This window comes from Halomonas sp. 5021 (assembly GCF_036663435.1).
GTDB classification, from domain to species: domain Bacteria; phylum Pseudomonadota; class Gammaproteobacteria; order Pseudomonadales; family Halomonadaceae; genus Vreelandella; species Vreelandella janggokensis.
The window spans coordinates 23,407-43,059 of sequence record NZ_JAXOVU010000012.1; the positions used below are offsets into that span (position 1 = coordinate 23,407).

22 protein-coding genes and 7 tRNA genes are annotated in these 19,653 nt (G+C 57.1%); 5 read left to right on the top strand and 24 right to left on the bottom strand.

What is annotated here, in order from left to right; translation table 11 throughout:
- Window positions 1–39: 39 nt before the first annotated feature.
- The 23 genes from R3F64_RS15735 to R3F64_RS15845 all read right to left on the bottom strand — a co-directional run bounded on the left by R3F64_RS15735 (window position 40) and on the right by R3F64_RS15845 (window position 11,842).
- Entirely contained in the window at window positions 40–561 is a 522-nt protein-coding gene (locus R3F64_RS15735; RefSeq protein ID WP_332612515.1) for a hypothetical protein, read from the bottom strand.
- A gap of 254 nt (window positions 562–815) precedes the next feature.
- A complete protein-coding gene (locus R3F64_RS15740) occupies window positions 816–2,351 on the bottom strand; it encodes a YfjI family protein (RefSeq protein WP_332612517.1) in 1,536 nt (511 codons plus the stop codon).
- Window positions 2,344–2,673 (bottom strand): hypothetical protein, encoded by a 330-nt coding sequence (locus R3F64_RS15745; RefSeq protein WP_332612519.1) that lies wholly within the window; start codon window positions 2,671–2,673, stop codon window positions 2,344–2,346. Before R3F64_RS15745 ends, R3F64_RS15740 begins: the two co-directional genes overlap by 8 nt.
- A 187-nt stretch (window positions 2,674–2,860) precedes the next feature.
- Entirely contained in the window at window positions 2,861–3,280 is a 420-nt protein-coding gene (locus R3F64_RS15750) for a hypothetical protein (protein WP_332612521.1), read from the bottom strand.
- Entirely contained in the window at window positions 3,277–3,525 is a 249-nt protein-coding gene (locus tag R3F64_RS15755) for a hypothetical protein (RefSeq protein ID WP_332612523.1), read from the bottom strand. The genes R3F64_RS15750 and R3F64_RS15755 overlap by 4 nt, the downstream gene beginning before the upstream one ends.
- Window positions 3,522–3,755, bottom strand: a complete 234-nt coding sequence (locus R3F64_RS15760; protein ID WP_332612525.1) for a hypothetical protein — start codon at window positions 3,753–3,755, stop codon at window positions 3,522–3,524. Before R3F64_RS15760 ends, R3F64_RS15755 begins: the two co-directional genes overlap by 4 nt.
- On the bottom strand, window positions 3,752–4,054 hold the full coding sequence (locus R3F64_RS15765; protein ID WP_332612528.1) for a hypothetical protein: 303 nt from the start codon (window positions 4,052–4,054) through the stop codon (window positions 3,752–3,754). The genes R3F64_RS15760 and R3F64_RS15765 overlap by 4 nt, the downstream gene beginning before the upstream one ends.
- The gene (locus tag R3F64_RS15770) at window positions 4,051–4,257 is read right to left on the bottom strand and encodes a hypothetical protein (protein WP_332612530.1); all 207 of its coding nucleotides are present in this window, start codon (window positions 4,255–4,257) and stop codon (window positions 4,051–4,053) included. The genes R3F64_RS15765 and R3F64_RS15770 overlap by 4 nt, the downstream gene beginning before the upstream one ends.
- Window positions 4,258–4,523: 266 nt before the next feature.
- Window positions 4,524–4,742 carry a helix-turn-helix transcriptional regulator gene (locus R3F64_RS15775; protein ID WP_332612532.1) on the bottom strand — a complete coding sequence of 73 codons (219 nt, stop codon included), beginning with the start codon at window positions 4,740–4,742 and terminating at the stop codon, window positions 4,524–4,526.
- A 66-nt stretch (window positions 4,743–4,808) separates the two neighbouring features.
- The gene (locus R3F64_RS15780) at window positions 4,809–5,669 is read right to left on the bottom strand and encodes a hypothetical protein (RefSeq protein WP_332612534.1); all 861 of its coding nucleotides are present in this window, start codon (window positions 5,667–5,669) and stop codon (window positions 4,809–4,811) included.
- Complete coding sequence (locus R3F64_RS15785; RefSeq protein WP_332612536.1) at window positions 5,662–6,945, bottom strand: tyrosine-type recombinase/integrase; 1,284 nt, start codon at window positions 6,943–6,945, stop codon at window positions 5,662–5,664. Before R3F64_RS15785 ends, R3F64_RS15780 begins: the two co-directional genes overlap by 8 nt.
- 162 nt (window positions 6,946–7,107) lie before the next feature.
- A tRNA-Ser gene (locus tag R3F64_RS15790) sits at window positions 7,108–7,195 on the bottom strand.
- A gap of 94 nt (window positions 7,196–7,289) precedes the next feature.
- The gene (locus R3F64_RS15795) at window positions 7,290–7,796 is read right to left on the bottom strand and encodes a YiiD C-terminal domain-containing protein (RefSeq protein ID WP_085917799.1); all 507 of its coding nucleotides are present in this window, start codon (window positions 7,794–7,796) and stop codon (window positions 7,290–7,292) included.
- A 2-nt stretch (window positions 7,797–7,798) separates the two neighbouring features.
- Window positions 7,799–8,359, bottom strand: coding sequence for a nitroreductase family protein (locus tag R3F64_RS15800; protein ID WP_085917798.1), 561 nt, complete (start codon window positions 8,357–8,359; stop codon window positions 7,799–7,801).
- A 48-nt stretch (window positions 8,360–8,407) separates the two neighbouring features.
- Entirely contained in the window at window positions 8,408–9,241 is an 834-nt protein-coding gene (gene queF / locus R3F64_RS15805; RefSeq protein ID WP_332612542.1) for an NADPH-dependent 7-cyano-7-deazaguanine reductase QueF, read from the bottom strand.
- A gap of 3 nt (window positions 9,242–9,244) precedes the next feature.
- Entirely contained in the window at window positions 9,245–10,018 is a 774-nt protein-coding gene (locus tag R3F64_RS15810; RefSeq protein ID WP_085917796.1) for an ABC transporter permease, read from the bottom strand.
- Entirely contained in the window at window positions 10,015–10,989 is a 975-nt protein-coding gene (locus R3F64_RS15815) for an ABC transporter ATP-binding protein (RefSeq protein ID WP_332612543.1), read from the bottom strand. The genes R3F64_RS15810 and R3F64_RS15815 overlap by 4 nt, the downstream gene beginning before the upstream one ends.
- Window positions 10,990–11,207: 218 nt before the next feature.
- A tRNA-Gly gene (locus R3F64_RS15820) sits at window positions 11,208–11,282 on the bottom strand.
- A gap of 22 nt (window positions 11,283–11,304) precedes the next feature.
- Window positions 11,305–11,380: transfer RNA gene (locus R3F64_RS15825), tRNA-Glu, on the bottom strand.
- 22 nt (window positions 11,381–11,402) lie between these two features.
- Window positions 11,403–11,477, bottom strand: a tRNA-Gly gene (locus tag R3F64_RS15830).
- A 37-nt stretch (window positions 11,478–11,514) separates the two neighbouring features.
- Window positions 11,515–11,590, bottom strand: a tRNA-Glu gene (locus R3F64_RS15835).
- A 79-nt stretch (window positions 11,591–11,669) separates the two neighbouring features.
- Window positions 11,670–11,744 (bottom strand) — tRNA-Gly (locus R3F64_RS15840).
- Window positions 11,745–11,766: 22 nt separating this feature from the next.
- Window positions 11,767–11,842, bottom strand: a tRNA-Glu gene (locus tag R3F64_RS15845).
- 312 nt (window positions 11,843–12,154) lie between these two features.
- On the opposite strand from R3F64_RS15845, the gene R3F64_RS15850 reads away from it, so the two are divergent.
- From R3F64_RS15850 to msrB, 5 genes are all read left to right on the top strand, one after another.
- Window positions 12,155–13,258 (top strand): TRAP transporter substrate-binding protein, encoded by a 1,104-nt coding sequence (locus R3F64_RS15850; RefSeq protein ID WP_066317930.1) that lies wholly within the window; start codon window positions 12,155–12,157, stop codon window positions 13,256–13,258.
- A gap of 1 nt (window position 13,259) precedes the next feature.
- A complete protein-coding gene (locus R3F64_RS15855; RefSeq protein WP_332612548.1) occupies window positions 13,260–13,769 on the top strand; it encodes a TRAP transporter small permease subunit in 510 nt (169 codons plus the stop codon).
- 3 nt (window positions 13,770–13,772) lie between these two features.
- Window positions 13,773–15,098: a TRAP transporter large permease gene (locus R3F64_RS15860; protein ID WP_332612550.1), complete on the top strand. Its 1,326-nt coding sequence runs from the start codon at window positions 13,773–13,775 to the stop codon at window positions 15,096–15,098.
- Between the two features lie 30 nt (window positions 15,099–15,128).
- Window positions 15,129–16,715, top strand: coding sequence for a gamma-glutamyltransferase family protein (locus tag R3F64_RS15865; RefSeq protein WP_085917792.1), 1,587 nt, complete (start codon window positions 15,129–15,131; stop codon window positions 16,713–16,715).
- Between the two features lie 146 nt (window positions 16,716–16,861).
- The gene (msrB, locus tag R3F64_RS15870; protein WP_085917791.1) at window positions 16,862–17,260 is read left to right on the top strand and encodes a peptide-methionine (R)-S-oxide reductase MsrB; all 399 of its coding nucleotides are present in this window, start codon (window positions 16,862–16,864) and stop codon (window positions 17,258–17,260) included.
- Window positions 17,261–17,317: 57 nt separating this feature from the next.
- Here the strand turns inward: msrB and R3F64_RS15875 are convergent, their stop codons facing one another.
- The gene (locus R3F64_RS15875; protein WP_332612553.1) at window positions 17,318–19,483 is read right to left on the bottom strand and encodes a methyl-accepting chemotaxis protein; all 2,166 of its coding nucleotides are present in this window, start codon (window positions 19,481–19,483) and stop codon (window positions 17,318–17,320) included.
- Between the last annotated feature and the right edge of the window lie 170 nt (window positions 19,484–19,653).

The window sequence follows — 19,653 nt, forward strand, 5'->3', positions numbered from 1 at the left end:
CTGTCCTGTTGGTGTGATGGTTGCAGCATCAACAAGACGTTAGTGCTTGGAACTGAGGCGGGTGATCAGCAGGTGATTAGCAGCGCGGCGGCCTGCATTGTCTTTGGCATGCTTCCGTGGCTCACCCCGGGCTGCCTGCTTCCACGCCTCCACATACTGACGTGCCAGCCGCATTGCATGGCCAGGGCTAAGCGTTACCAACCTTAGGCGGATGAAGCGCTTATCCTCTGGCACCAGCGTGCAGTGCTGCTCAATAAGCGCCAGCCACGGCTCTATGATGGGCGCCACTGTGTGTCGGTGGGGAACGGCAGATACCTCACCGACCGGCTCAGGCAAAGCGGGCCAGCAGGCTTTGGCGGCGTCTAGGGCGTTAGGATCGGTCAGTAGGTGCCGGCATTGCTTCCGGGCGCTAGGCAAGTCTGGGGCTACCGTAAAGGCATCATCCAGCGCTGCTATTACTTCAGCACGAACAGGATTATCTAGGCCTAGCAGCCGCTCGCGCGCCAGCTTTTCAAGAGTGCCACCAAGGTCGCGTCCTATCGCTCGCAATGTGGCCAGCATGGCATCCACTTCAGCGGCGCTTCCCCTCTGTTTTTTCTCAAACGCCCTAGTTGTGTTACTGACATTTCTGACAGATTCAGATAAGTCAGTTTTGTCAGCTTCCTGTAGGGGGCTTTCATGCATAACAGCGGTGGTGCTTGCCGTTTCAGCAAATGCCCCGTTTGTGTCACTGACTTTTCTGACTGATTCGGATAAGTCAGTTTTGTCAGTTGCACACATAGGGCTTTTCTGTATTTTAGCGAGCCAGCGTCCCATCAGCGCACCTCCCCAGCCAGCACCAATTCAGGGTGCCAGTGATACTCTGTTCTTGGCTTAGTGGTGGTCGGCACCTCCAGGGCTGTCAGGTGGTTATGCTCCACCAGGACATCCAGCGCATCGCGCACCGCCTCAGTGCTGTCCAGCCCTGACCACTGCTTACGGCGCACATCCCGCGACGTGAACGGGCTAGGCAGCTTATCCCGGCGTTTAACAACCAGGGCTGCCCCTATTGCGCCTCGATTGGTGGCGGCGCTGTACAGGCGCTCTGCGTGGGTTTTCAGATAATCAGCCCACTCCAGGGCTCGGGCAGCGGCTACCTGGCCAACGGTTCCACCTTCTCCCTCGATCAACTCAAACAGCAGCGCCAGCCCTGCAATGGTCTGGGGCATTTTGAGCAGGTGGCTCTCTAACGCTGGCGCCAGGTCGCTTTCCCGGGCTTCGATGTTGAGGCTCTCCATCCACTCAATGAACAGCGCCTGTGCCTCCGGAGTAAAACGCCAAGCTGGCGGTTCGCCTTCGGCATCGGTTTCCGGCGCCAGCCCTTGTAGCCTGAAAAAGGTTTGCTCGTAAGCGTGCCGTGCCTGGGGGTCTGGGGCCCGGTCGCGCCAGCGCCATTGCTTTAGGTCGTCTGGCCACACCGCCAGCTGAAGCCGCTGTACCAGGCCATCGTTGGCCGTGCCATTGCTGGCGCTGCGAACGATCGGCGCTATCTTGTCTGGCTGGATGCCTCCAATCATGGACAGCGTGCAGTTCTCTATCTCGATGGTTCCCCGGCCTATACGGTCGTAAGTAAACCGTCCGTTGCCGTCGAAGCACTCAAGATAAAAAGCACGGTCGCTTTGGTAGTCATCTTGCGCCAGCTTACCCAGCCAGCCCGCCAGCTCATCGCGCACCAGAATCAGGCCGTTGGGGTTTTCGTTCAGCAGCTCCCCCAACTTTTCTACGGTGGCATCATTGACGATAAGGCGCGGTTTGCCCGGGGGCGGTATTTCCCGCTCAGCCTCTGCCAGCTCGGCTAACGCCTCGTCACGCTTGCCCTGCTGGTGCAGCTTCTTGGCCTTGTTCTCAGTGGCCTTCTTTTCCAACTCAGCCAGCTTTTGCTCTGCCTTGTACTGCTGCAGCGCTTCACTGTGGCCATCGCTAGCGTCCTGCTGGATCCTCACCAACGGGGCAAGCGCGGCTTTCATGCTGGGACTTTTCATGGCGCTGGGGCGGCCAATGATGGCCCCCCACTGATTCGGCGTGACAGTCCAATCGTCCCGCTGCTTTGGGCATACCAGCACTTTACGGCCCACCAGGGCAGATAACGCACAGATCGCCGTGACGGCTACGAAGTCCGGCGGGCACTGCTGACGGTCGGATACGTCCATCACATAGGCGCTGATTGCCTCTGGCAGCATGTCAGGTTGAAACGCGGCAACCGGGGCCAATGCACTAGGTAGCGGAATAAGCGGCTTGGGCGCGCCGGGCTGGTGGCTCTGGGCATAATCATCCAACCAGGTCGCGCCTTCCATTTGCGTGGCTTCATACATGACAGCCTACCTCCCTTGCTGCACTTCGCAGACGGCCGGCGGCTGTGGCCAGCCGGTCCAGATCGACACGCGCCAACCGGTCACCGCGGTGAGTGGCTTCGGCGGCTATCAGGGTGATAAGTGCTTCTTGGGCAATAGCGCTCAACACGTCGCGTGGTACCCACCTTTCACCCGGGCGCTTGCTGGCGTGGTAGTCATCACGGCCGCGCTGGGGGAACAGGTCTTTAAGCTCGACACCAACGGCGGCTAGCACATCAGGCGTAGGGCACCCAGCAAAACACTTCACCAGGATGGTGCCGTCTGGCGTCTCACGGACTGCCAAGCTAGGTGATCGGTCTTGGTGGGCTGGGCAGCACGCCAGCCAGCGGCCTGGCCCGTTCTCTTTCACCTTCTCTAGGCGCGACAGCAAGGCGTACACATCGGCGTGTGTGCTATTCTCAGGCTTAGCGTTTGCTCTGGTAGGCGGCGCTGTCGCCCGGCCACTGTGCCGGGCTACTTTGTTTTGGGCGTTAGCTGGCATCATTGCCCCCTTCTCTTTCGGCTACCTTGAACGTGCCAACTTCCGGGCCGTCACCACCCATTCGGATCCCCTTCGCCTCTGCCATCACCTTCAATTCACGCGGGTCGCTCTCAAGCTGCTTGGCGGTTTCCTTAAGCTTGTGCGCCAGGTCGCGGGCATCGTCGGCATAAAGCGCCAGCTCTACCCACTTGGACGCCTGAGTGATGGGCTGATGGTTGTGCTCCACGGCGCTTAATAACGCCTCAACGGCCTGCTGAATATGGCGGCAAGCATCGCTATAACGACTGATCGCGTCGGTAGCGGGCACACCAAGGCTTTCACTCTCGTCTGCCAGGTCGTCTAACTTGTCGCTAACGCCAATAAGGGCTGTAACTTGTTCTAGCGTTAGATGGGTTTGGCGGGTGTTCATGCCTCACCTCCAGCGCCAGCAGGCTTACGGGCTTCCTGCTCTTGGATAACATCGGTCAGAGAGTCGGCATGGCCCGCAAGGTGTTTGATGGCCGTGACCATGCATCCGCGCTGGAAACGCGAAAGCATTAATGCTTCGTCTTCGCTGGTATCACCGCTACCAGCTTTCTCGAGCATGTCGGCCAGGCCGTAAATGGCGCCCATCATGTCTTGGAGGTTTTCGGCGTGGTTCTGGATATGGCTCATGAGTGCACCTCCTGGCCTTGCGAGGCTCGATCGATCGCATCCAGGGCGTAATAACCACGGTTGGCGAGCTCATCAATGGCGGATAGCAGGCACCCAATGTCATGATCATTGAGAGCAGGCCCTTCCTCGCTCCCTCTACGGCACAGGTCTTTTTGCATGATGCCGGCAAGGCCACTCATGGTGCCTAGCAAATCTTCTAGCTTGTCGACGTGGGGCTGAACGCGACTCATGACGCCACCACCCCAGGAAGCAGCGCTTCCAGATCGCGGGCAATCATCTGAAGTTGTTCGAGGCTATCAGGTGCAGCGCGTGTGCAAGGTGGGACATACACGCTGTATGACTTGGGCCAGGCATCCGGGCGATGCAAGTCAGCGCGGCGGCTAACGCTTACATTCAGTTGAAGTAGCATTCCCGAAAATTCGACACCTACCCAATAGCCGCCTTGGACTCGGGTGCTGATAGGCAGCGCCAGCGCTTGAATATGGGCGATGGCGTCCCGGTGGGCTTGGGGTATTTGATGCTGGTTCATGCCACACCTCCAGCGCTGCGCTTGGCAGTGTCAGAAAGGCGGGCTTCAAGCTGCTGGACTTTTTCAATGTGGTGGTTGTAACGCTTTAGGCGGGTGCTGGCGCTGCTATCGGCAAACAGGGCGGCTTTCGCCATCGCTCTGTGTGCAGCGGCGCGGCCAGATAAACTGCGGGTAATGACGTTAGACAGGCGTAGTGATGCCATGGGTGTGACTCCTAGAGTTGAGGAGTCGTCCCCAGTTGCCGCTAAACAACTGATGGGGGCGACTGTACGCAGGTTAGCGGACCGGCACTCTAGGAAACCGGCACACCCGAAGGTGTCCCACGCACAGCCGCCATAACTGACGGGCACTAAAAAAGCGCCGTCAAGGGGGGCGCTAGTGCGCCTAGAGGTAGTCGGGCCGCTAAACCCGGCTGACGATTTTGCGCCAGCAGTCTTAGCGTAAACGCAGGGCGTCGCATTGGCAAGCATTAGGATGCCTCCCGCTGGGATTTTTCCCACGCTTCAAGGTCTGCCAATGCCCAGCGCGTGACGTTGGGGCCTAGCTTGATCGGTGCTGGGAAGGCGCTTTCTTTTGCCCAGCGATAAATGCTGGCGCGGTGTACGCCATAGCGATTGGCCGCTTGATCGGCGCTTAGAAATTCATTGCCGGGCTTTGGGGGTGTCTGGCGTTTCGTTTTCGCTGCCATGGTGCTTTACCTCGTCGTATTGGGTAACGTGGTAAAGCATGGCGGGGTGGCAGATAGGAGTAATTGTCAGTTTTCGCAGGTTTCTGACAAGTCGAAAGGGGTAAATAATAACTCTTCTTCGTTTGGGGACAGCTTCAATCGAGGAGCATCAGCGAATACTCTCCATGAGCAAGGATCTAAAGCCATTTTCCAGTACGTTATTTCTCCATAACTGTCGTCTAGCGCCTCGCTAAACATCTCTAATGCCAGCGGCATCAGGTATTCCGTTAGTTCAGGATCATTTGCAACTTCTTCGAAGATATTTCTACCCAAGCGCCCATCTTCACTGTAATAGGCGCGTGATACGGTTCTTTCTCCCATGCCGCCAAATTGTTCACCTACAAATTCAAACAAAGCTACGTCTAAGGGATAAGCTTTAGGGTCTATTTTGTGTAATGCCCAAACGCACGCAACCGCACCTTTCTTCGCGTCCTTTTTAGGATCCAAGCGCCCAGTCGTAATAGGAAGCCCCATGCTTTCACCAATAAAACGTCCGCGCTTGTTTGACCATTCGTTAACAGCTAGAGCCAAAGTGTCTAAATGGTGGCTTTCGGGAGGCCATGCGGTTAAAAGCCACTCCTCTAAGGCGCGAAGGGCTTCAATCAGCGTGGATTCTTCACCACGGTTTCTAGCATGATGGTGGAGCATTGTTCCTTCGGGGTGCTCCTCTTTCAGTCGTTTCTCTCTAAAGCGTCCAACACGAAGTGAAGTTTCCAGCGTGACCCCTTCGACTTCTAGGTAACTCAATGCCGCCCGGGCGGCGTCTTCTTTGCGGTAAGTTCTCGGACCTATATCCTCGCTTTTCTGGCTTTCATGCCCCATGTAGACAGCCAACCGCTCTAGAACATTATCCAGGTCGTCTTGGATCGCCTTCAGCTCATCATCCATCGGTGGCCACCTCTCCCCTGATCGGTGCAATATTGCCAGCGCCAACGGGTACCGGGGCAGTGACGAAAGCGGCCCATTGATCCATCACCCTTGCCCGCTTGGCGTATAGATCACCACGGCGGTATGCCGCTTCTGTGCTGTTTCGAATGCTGTGCGCCAGCGCGGCCTCTGCTACTTCGTGCGGGGTTCCAGTGCGCTCTGCCATCCAATCCCTGAACGTTGACCGGAAGCCGTGAACGGTTGCCCGGTGATCTTCCTTCATCCGGCGGAGCAAGGCGGTCATGGCAGCATCAGACAGCAACTTGCCTTGTGGGCTCAGAAAGACGTTTTCCCGCGTCTGGGGTTGTGCCTCGAGCAGAACCAATGCTGGCGCGGATAACGGCACCCGGTGTTCTCTGCCTGCCTTCATGCGGCTGGCGGGTATTGTCCAGGCGCCGCTGGCCAGGTCGATTTCATCCCAGCGCGCTCCACGGGTTTCGCCAGATCGGCAGCCTGTCAGGATCGTAAACGCCAAGCACGCGGCCGCGTCTCCGGTGCGCTTTTCCAAGGCGTGCCAGAATGTAGGCATAGAATCGATCGGCATGGCGCGATGGTGCTCCACCTTAGCTACCTTGGAAGGCGCCGGCAGTATGGTGTCCAGGTTGCCTTTCCAGCGTGCTGGATTATCACCGGACCGGTGCCCGTTAACAGTCGCCCAGCTCAGCACAGCTTCAATACGCTGCCTCACCCGGGTGGCGGTTTCCGTTTTGGTTTCCCAGATGGGCTGAAGCACTTGCTTGATGTGCACCAGATCAATATCGCTAACGGCCATCTTGCCCAAAACCGGAAAAGCGTAGGTTTCAAGCGTGGATTGCCATTGCTTGCCGTGCTTTTGGTTGCGGCTCTCAGCCTGCTTGATCTTGATAACCGCGGCGGCAGCATCGGCGAAGGTGATACGCGCCAGCTCAGCAGCCCGGCGTGATTGACTGGCGGCTCTTCGCTCAGCTACCGGGTCAATACCGGCATCCAACTTTTCGCGTACACCACGAGCCTTGTCACGGGCCTGCGCCAGCGTGACACCAGGATAACTCCCCAGCCCCATATCTCGGCGCACCATGAACGCCTTGCCTGATTCAGATAACCGAGTTTCGCCAGTGGCATAACGCAACACCCATGACCGTGTACCTGTCTTGGATACCTGCAAGTATAAGCCCGGCACTTCACCAACCGCATGAAGCCCCCGCTGCGTGAGGCGCTTCACTTCCAAAGCGGTTAACGGCTTCGTTTGTCTTGGCATAACGGGTTCCTAACTGTTTACCCAACATCCCACCCTACATAGATTTTGCGCTTGTGTGCGATGTGGTGCAACCCGATAAAACACCATGAGAACATAAGCTATTGATTTGCTATGGCACAGACGAAAAAAAGCCCGCTCTTGGCGGGCTTCTTTAACGCATTCTGGCGGAGGAGGAGGGATTCGAACCCTCGAAGCCTTTCGACTTACACACTTTCCAGGCGTGCTCCTTCGACCACTCGGACACTCCTCCGCATTGTTTGCTCTTTTGAGACCAGCGATGCTTTTCCCAACAGAACGGCGCGTATTCTATGGCCTAAGCTGCGAAATAGCAAGCCATTTTCAGATCAGGCCTCGGGAAGAACCACGTAGCTGCCGGTCGCCTCCAGGCACAGCGTGTTACCGCAATAGAGCTTTTGATCCAGCGTAATGCGCCCTCTACCGCGTTGCTGAAGCTTGTCGGCAAGCATTACAGGGCCTTGGGAATCATGCGGACTACATACCATGCGGTAATCTGCCGTCACCGGCGCATGGAAGCGCTGGCTCGATTCGGCGACGACCACGTCTTGCGCTCTGCCCTGCGCACGCAGCCATAGCGTTACCCAGCACCAACCCAGTAGTGTCGCTTGCGCGGTCAGCGCTCCGCCAAAACCGGTGCCTTTATCATTCAGGCTGGGCTTTAACGACAGTTGCCAGGTAAGCGTGTCACCCTGGCGATCCATCTGCATGATGCCCAGCGCGCCAACCATGGGAATTGCCTCGCCGAGCCACTGCTGAAAGGCAACAAGATCATCCGACCCTTCGGTTAACGGTAGCCGTGGGTAAGCGACACCGGCTTCTCGGCTGCTTGCCATGGCTAACTCCAGCGTTCGACAAAGTCATCAGTTTGATGCTCAGGAAGCGGCTTGTGGCGACCAGCGGGGGTTCCCAGATAAATAAACGCAACGACCTCGTCGTCGTCTTCCAGGCTCAACCCCTTGTGCACCACGGGGTCAAAGGCATACTTGCCGCTACGCCACATGGCACCCAAACCAAGCGCATGAGCCGCCAGCAGAATACCGTGGGCCGCGCAGCCGGCGGAGATCACCTGCTCCATCTTGGGCACTTTGGCAATATCCGGCGTCACCTTGGCGATCACGGCAATGATCATCGGCGCCCGCAGTGGTTTTTTGCGCGCCGAGTCAAGCACGGAATCCTTGGCATGCGGGTCTTCCTGGAACTCGGCCTCGGCAAACAGCTCACCCAGGCGTTCACGCCCTTCCCCGCTGAATTCGATAAACCGCCAGGGGCGCAGCTCTTTATGGTCAGGGGCACGCAGCGCAGCCCGGTAGATTGCGCCAAGCTGCTCGGCATTGGGCGCGGGCTCGTTCAGCTTGCCCATGGAGCTACGTTCGTGCAGCAGCGTAAGTGCGTCCATGATGACTCCGTCGGTTCAATGAGATGAGCGCTACTTTAGCGCAATCATTTATTGTCTTGCCAGACGCAGCGGGCTGGGCGGCGAAAGCCCAGGCGTGGCACGCCAGGGGCTGATGTCCAACCCTCCGCGCCGCACATAGCGCGCCAGGACCAATAGTTCAGTGGGCTTGGTGCGCTGCATCAGGTCGGTAAAAATATGCTCAACGCAATGTTCGTGAAAGTCCTGATGCTGACGATAGCCGATCAAATAGCGCAATAGCCCCTCTCGCTCGACCTGCGGACCTTTATAGCGAATCATGACGCTGCCCCAATCCGGCTGACCGGTCACCGGGCAGTTGGATTTTAAAAGGTGCGAGTACAGTGTTTCTTCCACCACCTGATCACCTGCCTTCAAATGGTCAGCACTCGGGGTGTAATAGCTTACCTTGATATCCAACGCATCCAGGCACTCCCCCGGAAGCTGCCGAGGCGCCAAGGTGTCGGCGTCAACATCAAAAAGCTCGACGCTAACCGGCGCATTCGCTGCGTCTGCTAAATCCCGGGTTAATGTCGCAATGACGTCGTCTCGATGGGCAAAGCGAGTCTGATTAAAGCTGTTGAGGTATAGCTTCCAGGATTTTGACTCAATCAGATTGGGTGAGTCAGCGGGCAAACGAAAGCGTGCAACAGCCACCACCGGCTTGCCGCGCCCGTTCAGCCAGGACACCTCAAACGCATGCCACTCGTCCTCACCGACAAACGGCAGCCTGCCCTCGACAATGCCCAACGGGGCTCGATTGGCCGCACGGGGAAGCGGATACAAAAGGTCAGGATCATAGGCGTCTGGATAAACAGATTCGCGCCCCAACGGTGCCTCTATCAGTGTTTCGGGTCGATGCGACATGACTTAACTCCGGATTCCTTTACCACGTTCCAACATGCGAAGCGCTACGACAAACAGCACGACAATGAAGCCCAGCACGGCAGCCAAGGCCCAGCCAACCGGGATATCCGACACACCCAGGAAGCCATAGCGGAAGACATTCACCATGTACAGAATCGGGTTGAGCATCGACACGCCCTGCCAGAAATCGGGCAGCATGGAAATCGAGTAAAACACTCCCCCCAGGTAGGTCAGCGGCGTGAGGATAAAGGTCGGCACGATGGAAATGTCGTCGAATTTATTGGCCAGCAGCGCGTTGATAAAACCACCGATGGAAAACAGCGCCGACGTCAGCACCACCACCAGCACGGTCAGAAACGGATGCTCGACGGTCAGGCGAGTAAAAAACAGCGAAACAATGGTCACAATCAGCCCGACGCCAAGACCACGGGCCATACCGCCAAAAATGAAACCGGATAAGATGACCCAGTTAGGCATCGGCGAGACCATCATCTCTTCAATCGAACGCTGGAACTTGTTCGAGAAGAAGCTGGAGGCGACGTTGGAATAGCTGTTGGTGATCACCGACATCATGATCAGCCCGGGAACAATAAAGTCCATGTACGTGAAGCCGTCCATCGCCCCAATGCGCGAGCCGATCAGGTTGCCAAAGATAATGAAGTACATGGCCATAGTGATAGAGGGTGGCAACAAGGTTTGCGGCCATATCCGCGTAAAGCGCTTGATCTCCTTGAGTACCAGCGTCCACAGGGCGATGAGCGTTTGACTGGCGTTCATACCCGCGCCTCCTGTGCTTGAGGCTGCTCTGCCCGTTGATCGATTGAGCTCTGACTGCCTTCCACCATCGACACAAACATCTCCTCCAGGCGGTTGGCGCGGTTGCGCATGGAGACAACCTGCAAGCCCTGCTCGGTTAATGCACCAAACACATCGTTGAGTCGCTGGCCACGATGGATCACCAATGATAGCTGCGAGGCTTCCACTCGCTGGATATCAAATCCCTCCACCACGGGGGTATCACTGACAGGGACAGCAAGGTCCAATAGAAAGGTCTCTCGACTCAGTTCGGTGAGCAACTCCCGCACACTGGTGTTACGGACGATTTCGCCGTGATTAATGATCGCGATATTGCGGCACAGGCTCTCGGCCTCCTCCAGATAATGCGTCGTCAGAATGATCGTAGTGCCTTCGTCACGATTAATGCGGCGCATGTACTCCCACATGCTACGGCGTAGCTCGATATCCACGCCCGCGGTCGGCTCGTCAAGGATCAGCAATTTAGGTCGGTGCATCAAGGCACGCGCAATCATCAAGCGGCGTTTCATGCCGCCGGACAGCATGCGTGCGCTACCATTGCGCTTGTCCCACAGCCCCAGATCGGTCAACAGCTGCTCGGCGCGAGGCAGCGCCTCACGACGCGTCATGCCGTAGTAGCCCGCTTGCGCCAGCACGATATCGAGCACTTTTTCGAACTGGTTAAAATTAAACTCTTGCGGTACCACGCCGATCTGGTATTTCGCTTTAGAGAAGTCTTTATCGATATCGATACCAAAGACCGATACCTTTCCCTGGGTCTTCTGCACCAACGAACAAACCACGCCCAAGGTAGTAGACTTGCCTGCGCCATTGGGGCCCAGGAGCGCAAAAAAATCGCCCTGCTGGACGTCGAGATCAATACCTTTTAGCGCTTGAAAGCCGTTACCGTACTCTTTGGTAAGGCCACGTATCGACAATGCCGGTTCGGCCATAAACATGTCCTGTCAGCAAAAATAAGGAAGTCATCACATGCGTAAACATTAGATATTAGGGCGCAAACTATTTTTTCAAACAGTTCTGTCCCGGAAGGCTATGAATAACTGAAGAGAAGGGAAGTAGAGATGGGTGCGCTTGGAGCGGGAAAGGAGATCGATCGGACTGGCGCTCCAGCTCACGACCCTAGGCAGTATGCCCTATCTAAGTATGCGCTTGGAGCGGGAAAGGAGATTCGAACTCCCGACCCTCGCCTTGGCAAGGCGATGCTCTACCACTGAGCTATTCCCGCAACGCAAAAGACAAGTACGAGATGGCGTCCCATAGGGGGTTCGAACCCCTGTTACCGCCGTGAAAGGGCGGTGTCCTGGACCACTAGACGAATGGGACACTGTGCAAGCATAAAATTAATTGGAGCGGGAAAGGAGATTCGAACTCCCGACCCTCGCCTTGGCAAGGCGATGCTCTACCACTGAGCTATTCCCGCTTTATAACCCTACGCCTAACGCATTCTCGCTATCGGATGGCGTCCCATAGGGGGTTCGAACCCCTGTTACCGCCGTGAAAGGGCGGTGTCCTGGACCACTAGACGAATGGGACGCAATTGGAGCGGGAAAGGAGATTCGACCGGGCTGGCGTTCCAGCTCACGACCCTCGTCTGCTTTACCACACACCTAATTGGAGCGGGAAAGGAGATTCGAACTCCCGACCCTCGCCTTGGCAAGGCGATGCTCTACCACTGAGCTATTCCCGCAACGCAAAAGACAAGTACGAGATGGCGTCCCATAGGGGGTTCGAACCCCTGTTACCGCCGTGAAAGGGCGGTGTCCTGGACCACTAGACGAATGGGACGTCGCAATGCCTCGTCGAGGTGGCGCGTATGTTACTCACCCCTTATTGAACTGTCAAGCATTCCCGGTCCAATCGCCCTTCCCGACTCGACAGCGTCACTTCCATCAACGCAGGCACATAGCCGCCTCAAGGTGGTGCACAAAGCATGACGCGGCGCGCCAGCTGAGTGCAACGGCCACCACGGTAGCGGTAAGCGACAGCCGATAAACACTGTAAAAATCTTTTATTTAAAATAAAATCGATTTTATGGCATGGCGTTTGCTAACACCTTGGTGGGACAAATTTGATTTCTCCACCGCCAAGAGGTGACTCATGACCTTTACACGCCGCAAGTTTCTTACGACCGCCGCTGTCTCTTCCACTGCAGGATTGGTATTGGGAGCTCCCAGCATTGCGCGAGCACAATCGTCCGAAACCTTTAACTGGCGCATGACCAATGCCTACGGGCCAGGCTCTCCGTTTTATGTCGAGGGACCCGGCAGCCCCACCGATGTCATCGAAAAAATCAACACCATGTCGGGTGGTCGCCTCAATATTCAACACTTTGCCGCGGGTGAACTGATCCCGGCGCTCGAGGGGTTTGAAGCGGTACAGAGCGGCACTATCCAAATGAATGCGGCCAACAGCTATTTCTGGTCAGGCACGACCTTTGCCGCTCAGTATTTCACCACCGTGCCATTCGGCATGAGCTTTATGGGCCATATGGCCTGGCTTTATCACGGCGGCGGCCTCGAGCTTTGGCACGAGCTTTACGAGCCGTATGGCATGGTCGCCTTCCCGCTGAATAACACTGGCGTACAAATGACCGGCTGGTTCCGTGAACCAATTGAAGACATCAGCCAGCTTGATGGCCTGCGCATGCGCGTTCCCGGCCTGGCCGGCAAGGTCTACTCTTCCCTCGGTGTCGATGCCCGCGTATTACCCGGTGGTGAGATTTTCCCGGCGCTGGAACGCGGCGTGATTGACGCCGCCGAATTCGTCGGCCCTTTCCAGGACCGCCGTATGGGACTTCAAGACGCTGCGAAATACTATTACACCACCGGCTGGCACGAACCCTCCACCACCGGTGAGCTACTGATTTCCAAATCCCACTGGGACAGTCTGCCAGCAGATCTGCAGATGATTGTTCGCTCGGCGTGCATGGCCGCCTGCCTGGAAAGCCTGACTTGGTCGGAGGCCGTGAACGGTGAAGCCATGACCGACCTGGTCGATAATCACGGGGTCATCGCCAATCAACTGCCAGAATCAATCGTCAATGCACTGCGCGAAGCCACGCTGGATACGCTGCAAACCGAAGCCAACGCCGATCCGGCGGTACGCAAAATCCACGACAGCTACATGGCCTTCAAGGCTCAACATGACCGCTGGGCAGGTGCCAGTGAACGCGCTTGGCTAAGCGATATCATCGGAGTGTGATATGCGAGCGGTAGAAAAGGTAGTTAATAGCATAGAGGTGCTGGTCCGGCTATTTGGCCGGATCGCCGCCTGGACCTGTGTGTTGCTGGTAGCACTGGTCTCCGGTGATGTAATACTGCGTTACCTGTTCGACTTCGGAGCCCTATGGCTGCAAGAGCTGCAGTGGCACTTGATATCGCCCATTGCCCTGTTCGGCATGGCGTATTTGCTACTTAACGACGAACAGGTTCGGGTAGACGTTTTTTACGAGCACTTCCCGGTGCTCGTAAAACGTACTATCGAGGTATTCGGCGGACTCACGCTGCTGGTTATAGGCTTGTATATCGCCTGGCTGACGCTTCCCTGGGTCGCGCAATCGTTTGGCCGCGGCGAGGGGTCACCCAATCCTGGTGGCCTGCCCTACCGCTGGGTTTTAAAGGCCTTTCTTCCCTTTGGCTTCACCCTGCTTGCGCTGCAGGGACTGGCCCATGCACTGCGCAATGCGTTCGCACTCCCCGCACAAGGTGACTAACCGATGTCTTTAAATGAATGGCTGGCGATCGGCATGATCGGGGCTTTTTTCGTCATGCTACTGATCGGCATTCCGGTGGCGATCAGCATTGCAACGACCGCCTTTGTCTTTGGTTTTATCGGCTTTGGTCCGATGCTTTTCAACCTGCTTCCGTCGCGTATCTACGGCGTGGTAACCAACTACACCTTCATGGCTATCCCGCTGTTCGTTTTCATGGGTGTGATGCTCGAAAAGTCGAAACTTGCCGCCGAACTGATCGATGTAGTCGGTCACTTGTTCGGTAATGTATCGGGCGGAATGGGTGTGGCGATTATTTTTGTCGGTGTCCTGCTTGGTGCGGCCACGGGCATCGTCGGCGCCACCATCGTGACGCTCGGCCTGCTCACCTTGCCGACACTGCTGCGTCGCGGCTACCCCAAGGCACTTGCCAGCGGGATGATATGCGCCTCTGGCACGCTGGGGCAGATTATTCCTCCAAGCCTTGTGCTCATTCTACTGGCAGAGATCTTGGGTGAATCGGTGGGCACTATGTTCGCTGCCGCCATGATGCCTGGATTGACCCTGGCAGCGGTGTACATTATTGCCATTCTTGCGCTCGCCGCCTGGAAACCCCATCTAATGCCACCGATCCCTGCCGAAGAGCGTGCCCAAATGGGCAAGGCGCAATTGTTACGCAAGGTCATACTGGTGGTAGGCCCGCCGGTGGGCTTGGTCGTTGCCGTGCTTGGCTCGATCATCGGCGGCATTGCCGCGCCCACTGAAGCCGCCGCCATGGGCGCCCTGGGCGCCCTGGTATTTGTTGCCAGCTCCGGGCGGCTTAGCCTTAACCTACTGACAGAGGTCGCGAAGGCAACGCTGATCATCTCATCCATGGTGTTCTTTATCCTGATCAGCGCGCAGGTATTCGGCCTGGCGTTTCGTGGTCTTGGCGGCGAGCACCTGGTAGCGCGTATGTTCGAGTGGGTACCCGGCGGTGAGATAGGTGCACTGCTCTTCATGCTACTGCTGATGTTTGTGCTCGGTTTCTTTCTCGAGTGGATCGAAATCAGCTATATCGCCCTGCCGTTGTTCTTGCCCTTTTTTATCCAGATGGGCGTTGACATGGTGTGGCTGGGCATTCTGGTGGGGCTGGTGCTGCAAACCTCGTTTTTAACGCCGCCCTTCGGCTGGTCACTGTTTTTCCTCAAAGGCGTCGCCCCCAAAGGCGTCACCACGCTGGATATCTATCTCGGCGTGCTACCGTTTATCGCTTTACAGTTTCTCGCCATTGCCATGGTGATACTATTTCCGGGTATTGCCACGTGGCTGCCTGCCGCCATTGGCTGGTAAACCTCAGGCTCAATAATAAAAGGACAGCTTATGCTCCATACGCAACGTAGCTTCAGCGGCAGCTGTGTCGCTCCGCACCACCTCGCCGCCAGTGCCGGTCGAGACGTACTCAAGCAGGGGGGCAACGCCGTGGAAGCCATGGTCGCGGCCGCGGCCACCATCGCCGTGGTCTATCCGCACATGAATGCTCTTGGCGGTGATGGCTTCTGGTTAATCCATGAGCCTGGCAAGGCACCGGTGGCCATTGATGCCTGCGGCCCAGCTGCGGGGTTGGCCAATGCGGATTTCTATGCCGGTGACACGCAGATTCCCGAACGCGGTCCTAAAGCAGCCCTCACCATGGGAGGCACGGTAAGCGGCTGGCAGGAGGCGCTAGCGGTTGCCGCCGACTGGGGAAAACCTCTACCGCTGACAACGCTGCTGGCCGATGCCATTGGTCATGCACAAAAAGGCGTCGCGGTTTCCAAGAGCCAGGAAACGCTGACTGCCAAGCACCTGGAGCGCTTATCACAAAGCCCTGGGTTCAGCGAGGCACTTCTGGTCGATGGTCAAGCGCCCAGAGAAGGCGACCGGCTTCGCCAGCCGCGTTTGGCCGCGACGCTGGAACGACTGGCCACGGCCGGTCTGGATGATTTTTATCGCGGTAAGTTGGCCGAAAGCATGGCCCGGGATTTGGAGATGCTGGGTAGCCCGCTGCGTTTGCAGGACTTCCACGAGTATCGCGCCCAGCGCGTGACGCCCCTGGAAGTAGGCCTCACCGACGCCACCTTGTATAACCTCCCTGCCCCTACCCAGGGGGTGGCGTCGCTGATGATCCTCGCCATTTACGAGCGCATCAAAGCCACCGAACCCAATGGCTTTGGTCACTTGCACGGCCTCATTGAAGCCACCAAGCGCGCCTTCATGCTGCGTGACCAATACGTCACGGACCCGGCGCGGGTCCCCACCTCGCTTCAAGGGTTACTCAGCGACGAACGCATTGCCGCTGAGGCTGCCCAGATCGACTCATCCAAAGCACTGCCCTGGCCCCACGATCCAGCGCCAGGCGATACCGTCTGGATGGGCGCGGTAGATAGCGAGGGTCGAGCAGTCAGCTTCATACAAAGCATCTACTGGGAGTTTGGCAGCGGCGTTGTCCTGCCGGAAAGCGGCGTGCTATGGCAGAACCGCGGTATCAGCTTCTCGCTTGACCCGGAATCGCTTCGTGGACTGGCCCCTGGGCGCAAGCCTTTCCATACGCTTAACCCAGCGATGGCCCGGTTTAACGATGGCCGTACCATGGTCTACGGCACCATGGGCGGTGAGGGTCAGCCGCAATCGCAAGCCGCGGTCTTCTCGCGCTACGCGTTTCACCATATACCGTTGCAGCAGGCGGTTACCGCACCACGTTGGCTCCTGGGCCGTACTTGGGGCGAATCGAGCATGAACTTAAAACTCGAGGATCGCTTTGACGCCAAACTGGTGGCAGCGCTCAAGGCGGCTGGGCATGATGTCGAAGTGCTCGATGAGCCGTTCAGCGACACCATGGGACATGCGGGAGGTATCGTTCATCACCCTGACGGGCTGATTGAAAGCGCTCACGACCCGCGTAGTAACGGTGGCGCGGCCAGCGTTTGATGGCTTGGCTGGCGATTTTTGCCGATATTGCGCATCCTGAACTCAAGCAGGCCAGGCACTGTCATTGACGATAGTGCCCTTGGCGATAAAGTCCTTTACGATAGTGATACGCTATCCTGAGTCAGGAAGCGGGAGAGGAGACCCCCATGGCAAAAATCGAAAAATCCCCGGATCAATGGCAAGAAAAACTCACGCCGGAGCAGTATCGCGTCACTCGTGAAAAAGGCACTGAGCGGCCGTTTACCGGGGACTACCAGGTCAGAGAGGTGCAAGGTATCTACCATTGCGTTTGCTGCCATGCCCCTCTATTCGAGAACGAACACAAGTTTGATGCAGGCTGCGGCTGGCCAAGCTTTGACCGTCCGCTTGGCACCCGCTGCGTCGAAGAGCATCAGGACACTACACATGGCATGGTGCGCACCGAAGTGGTGTGTTCCCACTGCGATGCGCATCTTGGCCACGTATTCCCCGATGGCCCCCCCGAGAGTACCGGCTTGCGCTACTGTATCAACTCGGTAGCCCTTGAGTTTCATCCCGACGAATAGATGTTACCCATTGCGCCCACCAAGTGGCGGGCGCAATGATCTGCGCGCACCCTAGCGTTAGAACTCATCCCATTGATCAGCAGTTTCAGTCGCCACCTCGCGCGCTTTCGTCGATGAAGAATGGCTGGGTAATGCCTTGGCGGTTTTCTGAGTGGCTTGATTCATTCTTTCCAGATGTGCGCGAGCTATTTTGATGCTCTCTTCCTGAGCCCCTTCCAGGCGGAATGCGTCCACCACGTTAGCCAACTCGAAAGCTTCCAGGGACAGGTTATCCGCCGACGCGGCAATCGACTGCACCTTGGTGGCATTTTGCTGGGTGACGTTATCCATTTCAGCAATCGCCGAATTGATTTCCCCAATTCCGCTACTCTGCTCACTGGATGCCGTGCTGATTGACTCCATCAGCTCGCTTACCTGGTTGACCTGGCGCATAACGGCGTCGATCGCTTTCTCGGCCTCCTCCACGGCGCTTCTCCCGCCGGTGACTTCCTGAGTGGTGCTGTCGATCATGCGACGAATTTCCTGGGCGGCTTCAGCGCTTCGCCCGGCAAGGTTACGTACCTCACTGGCCACCACCGCAAACCCTCGACCATGCTCGCCAGCCCTGGCGGCTTCCACAGAGGCATTCAAGGCAAGAATATTGGTCTGGAAGGCGATGCCGTCAATCACGCTGATCATTTCGGTCATTTTTTCAGCACTTTGAGCAATCCGCTGCATACGCTCAACCAGCTGCTGCATCTGCTCGCTGGTTTGCTGAGTGCTGTGCGAGTTCTGTACGGCCAATTCGCTCGCCTTGCGGGCATTGTCGGTATTCTGCTGCACGGTCGAGGTCATTTCTTCCATGCTCGAGGCCGTTTCCTGCAGCGACGATGCCTGCTGCTCAGTACGCGACGCCAGCTCCTCATTTTCGGCGGCAATCTGCTGAATGGCCGGGGTAACCACCGAGACACGGTTTTCAACGTCACCCACAATACCTGACAGGCTAAAACGCATCGTGTCGAGCGAGTACAGAAGCTCACCTAGCTCATCACCGGTTTGGCGACGCTCCCGGGCCGCCAGGTTGCCCGCGGCAATCTGGAAGGTCACGTAGCGCGCGCCGGCCAGGCTACGCAGCACCGATTTCAGAATCAGCATGCTCAAGCCGATCATGACCGCCGCGCCCAGCCCCATCAGCACCAGCTGGGCAATCATCATCTGCTGGCGGCCCTGGTCGGCCTCCGCCAGCATCTCGGCAGCAAAGGTTCGTTCGCTTTCAACCAGTTGGCTGACCTCGGCTTGCAACGTTTGCGTGCCGGGCTTGACGATATCGTTGAAGGCGACAAAGGCGTCGTAGCTCTCTTTCTCGACCAGGGCGGTCACCGCCTGATCGACCCCGTCGCTCCAGTTGCCGAGCGCTGAGCCAAAGGACTGCAGTGCCTGGCTGTCGGGATCTTCATCGGCGCGGTATTCGTCCCAGCGCGCCTCGATCCTTTCCCGTTTTGTGCCGACCGACGCGGCCAGTTCATCGGCGTCCACGGCGCGCGGATTGAGCACGGCGGGATCCAGCTCATCCACTACCTGCCCGGCGGCCTGTTCGATTCCCTGCAGGCTCGCGACGTCATCCAGTCCCGAGCGGCTCAGGGTATCCAGGCGATCTCCGGAGACCATCAATCCGTAAATACCCAGTCCACCAGCAATCCCTATCAGCGCCACGGACGCCAGCACCATGCCGATCAGCTTTGCGCGCAGGCTGGTGAGCTTGAAGCGCGAGACGATGCCGATAACCCCCTTGCGTCGAAGCTCACCGCGTACCAGGGTGTAGTGCCTGGATTTGCCTTTCTCACGCATCTCGGCGTAGACCTTTTCCGCCTTGGCAACGGCCTTGGGACTCGCCTTGCGGCGTACCGATGTATACCCCACGATACGGTCACCGTCACGCAGTGGAGCAAGCGTGGCATGCACCCAGTAATGATCACCGTTTTTACGGCGGTTCTTGACCAGGCCCTGCCAGGTAGTGCCTGCCTTCAGGGTTTTCCATAAATTCGCAAAGGCCGCTTCGGGCATATCCGGGTGTCGAATTAAATTATGCGGCGCGCCAATCAACTCATCGCGGGAGTAACCACTTACTTCAACAAACGTCGGGTTCGCATAGGTCACGTTGCCTTTCAAGTCCGAGCGCGATATCAGCACGGTCTCTTCAGTTAATGGGTATTCTTGCTGCGTGACGGGTTGGTTGTTGCGCATAGTGATCCCTGTGAAGAATGTATTTTTTCTAAGAAGCTTTTATGCATATCGACCTTGAGCGTAAAAACTAAATAGTGATCTACAAAGAAAAAAACGCTATCCGAGAGGATAGCGTTTAAAGGTTATACAGGACTAAACGTTAATGGCCAGAAAGCCTGATTTAACGATGA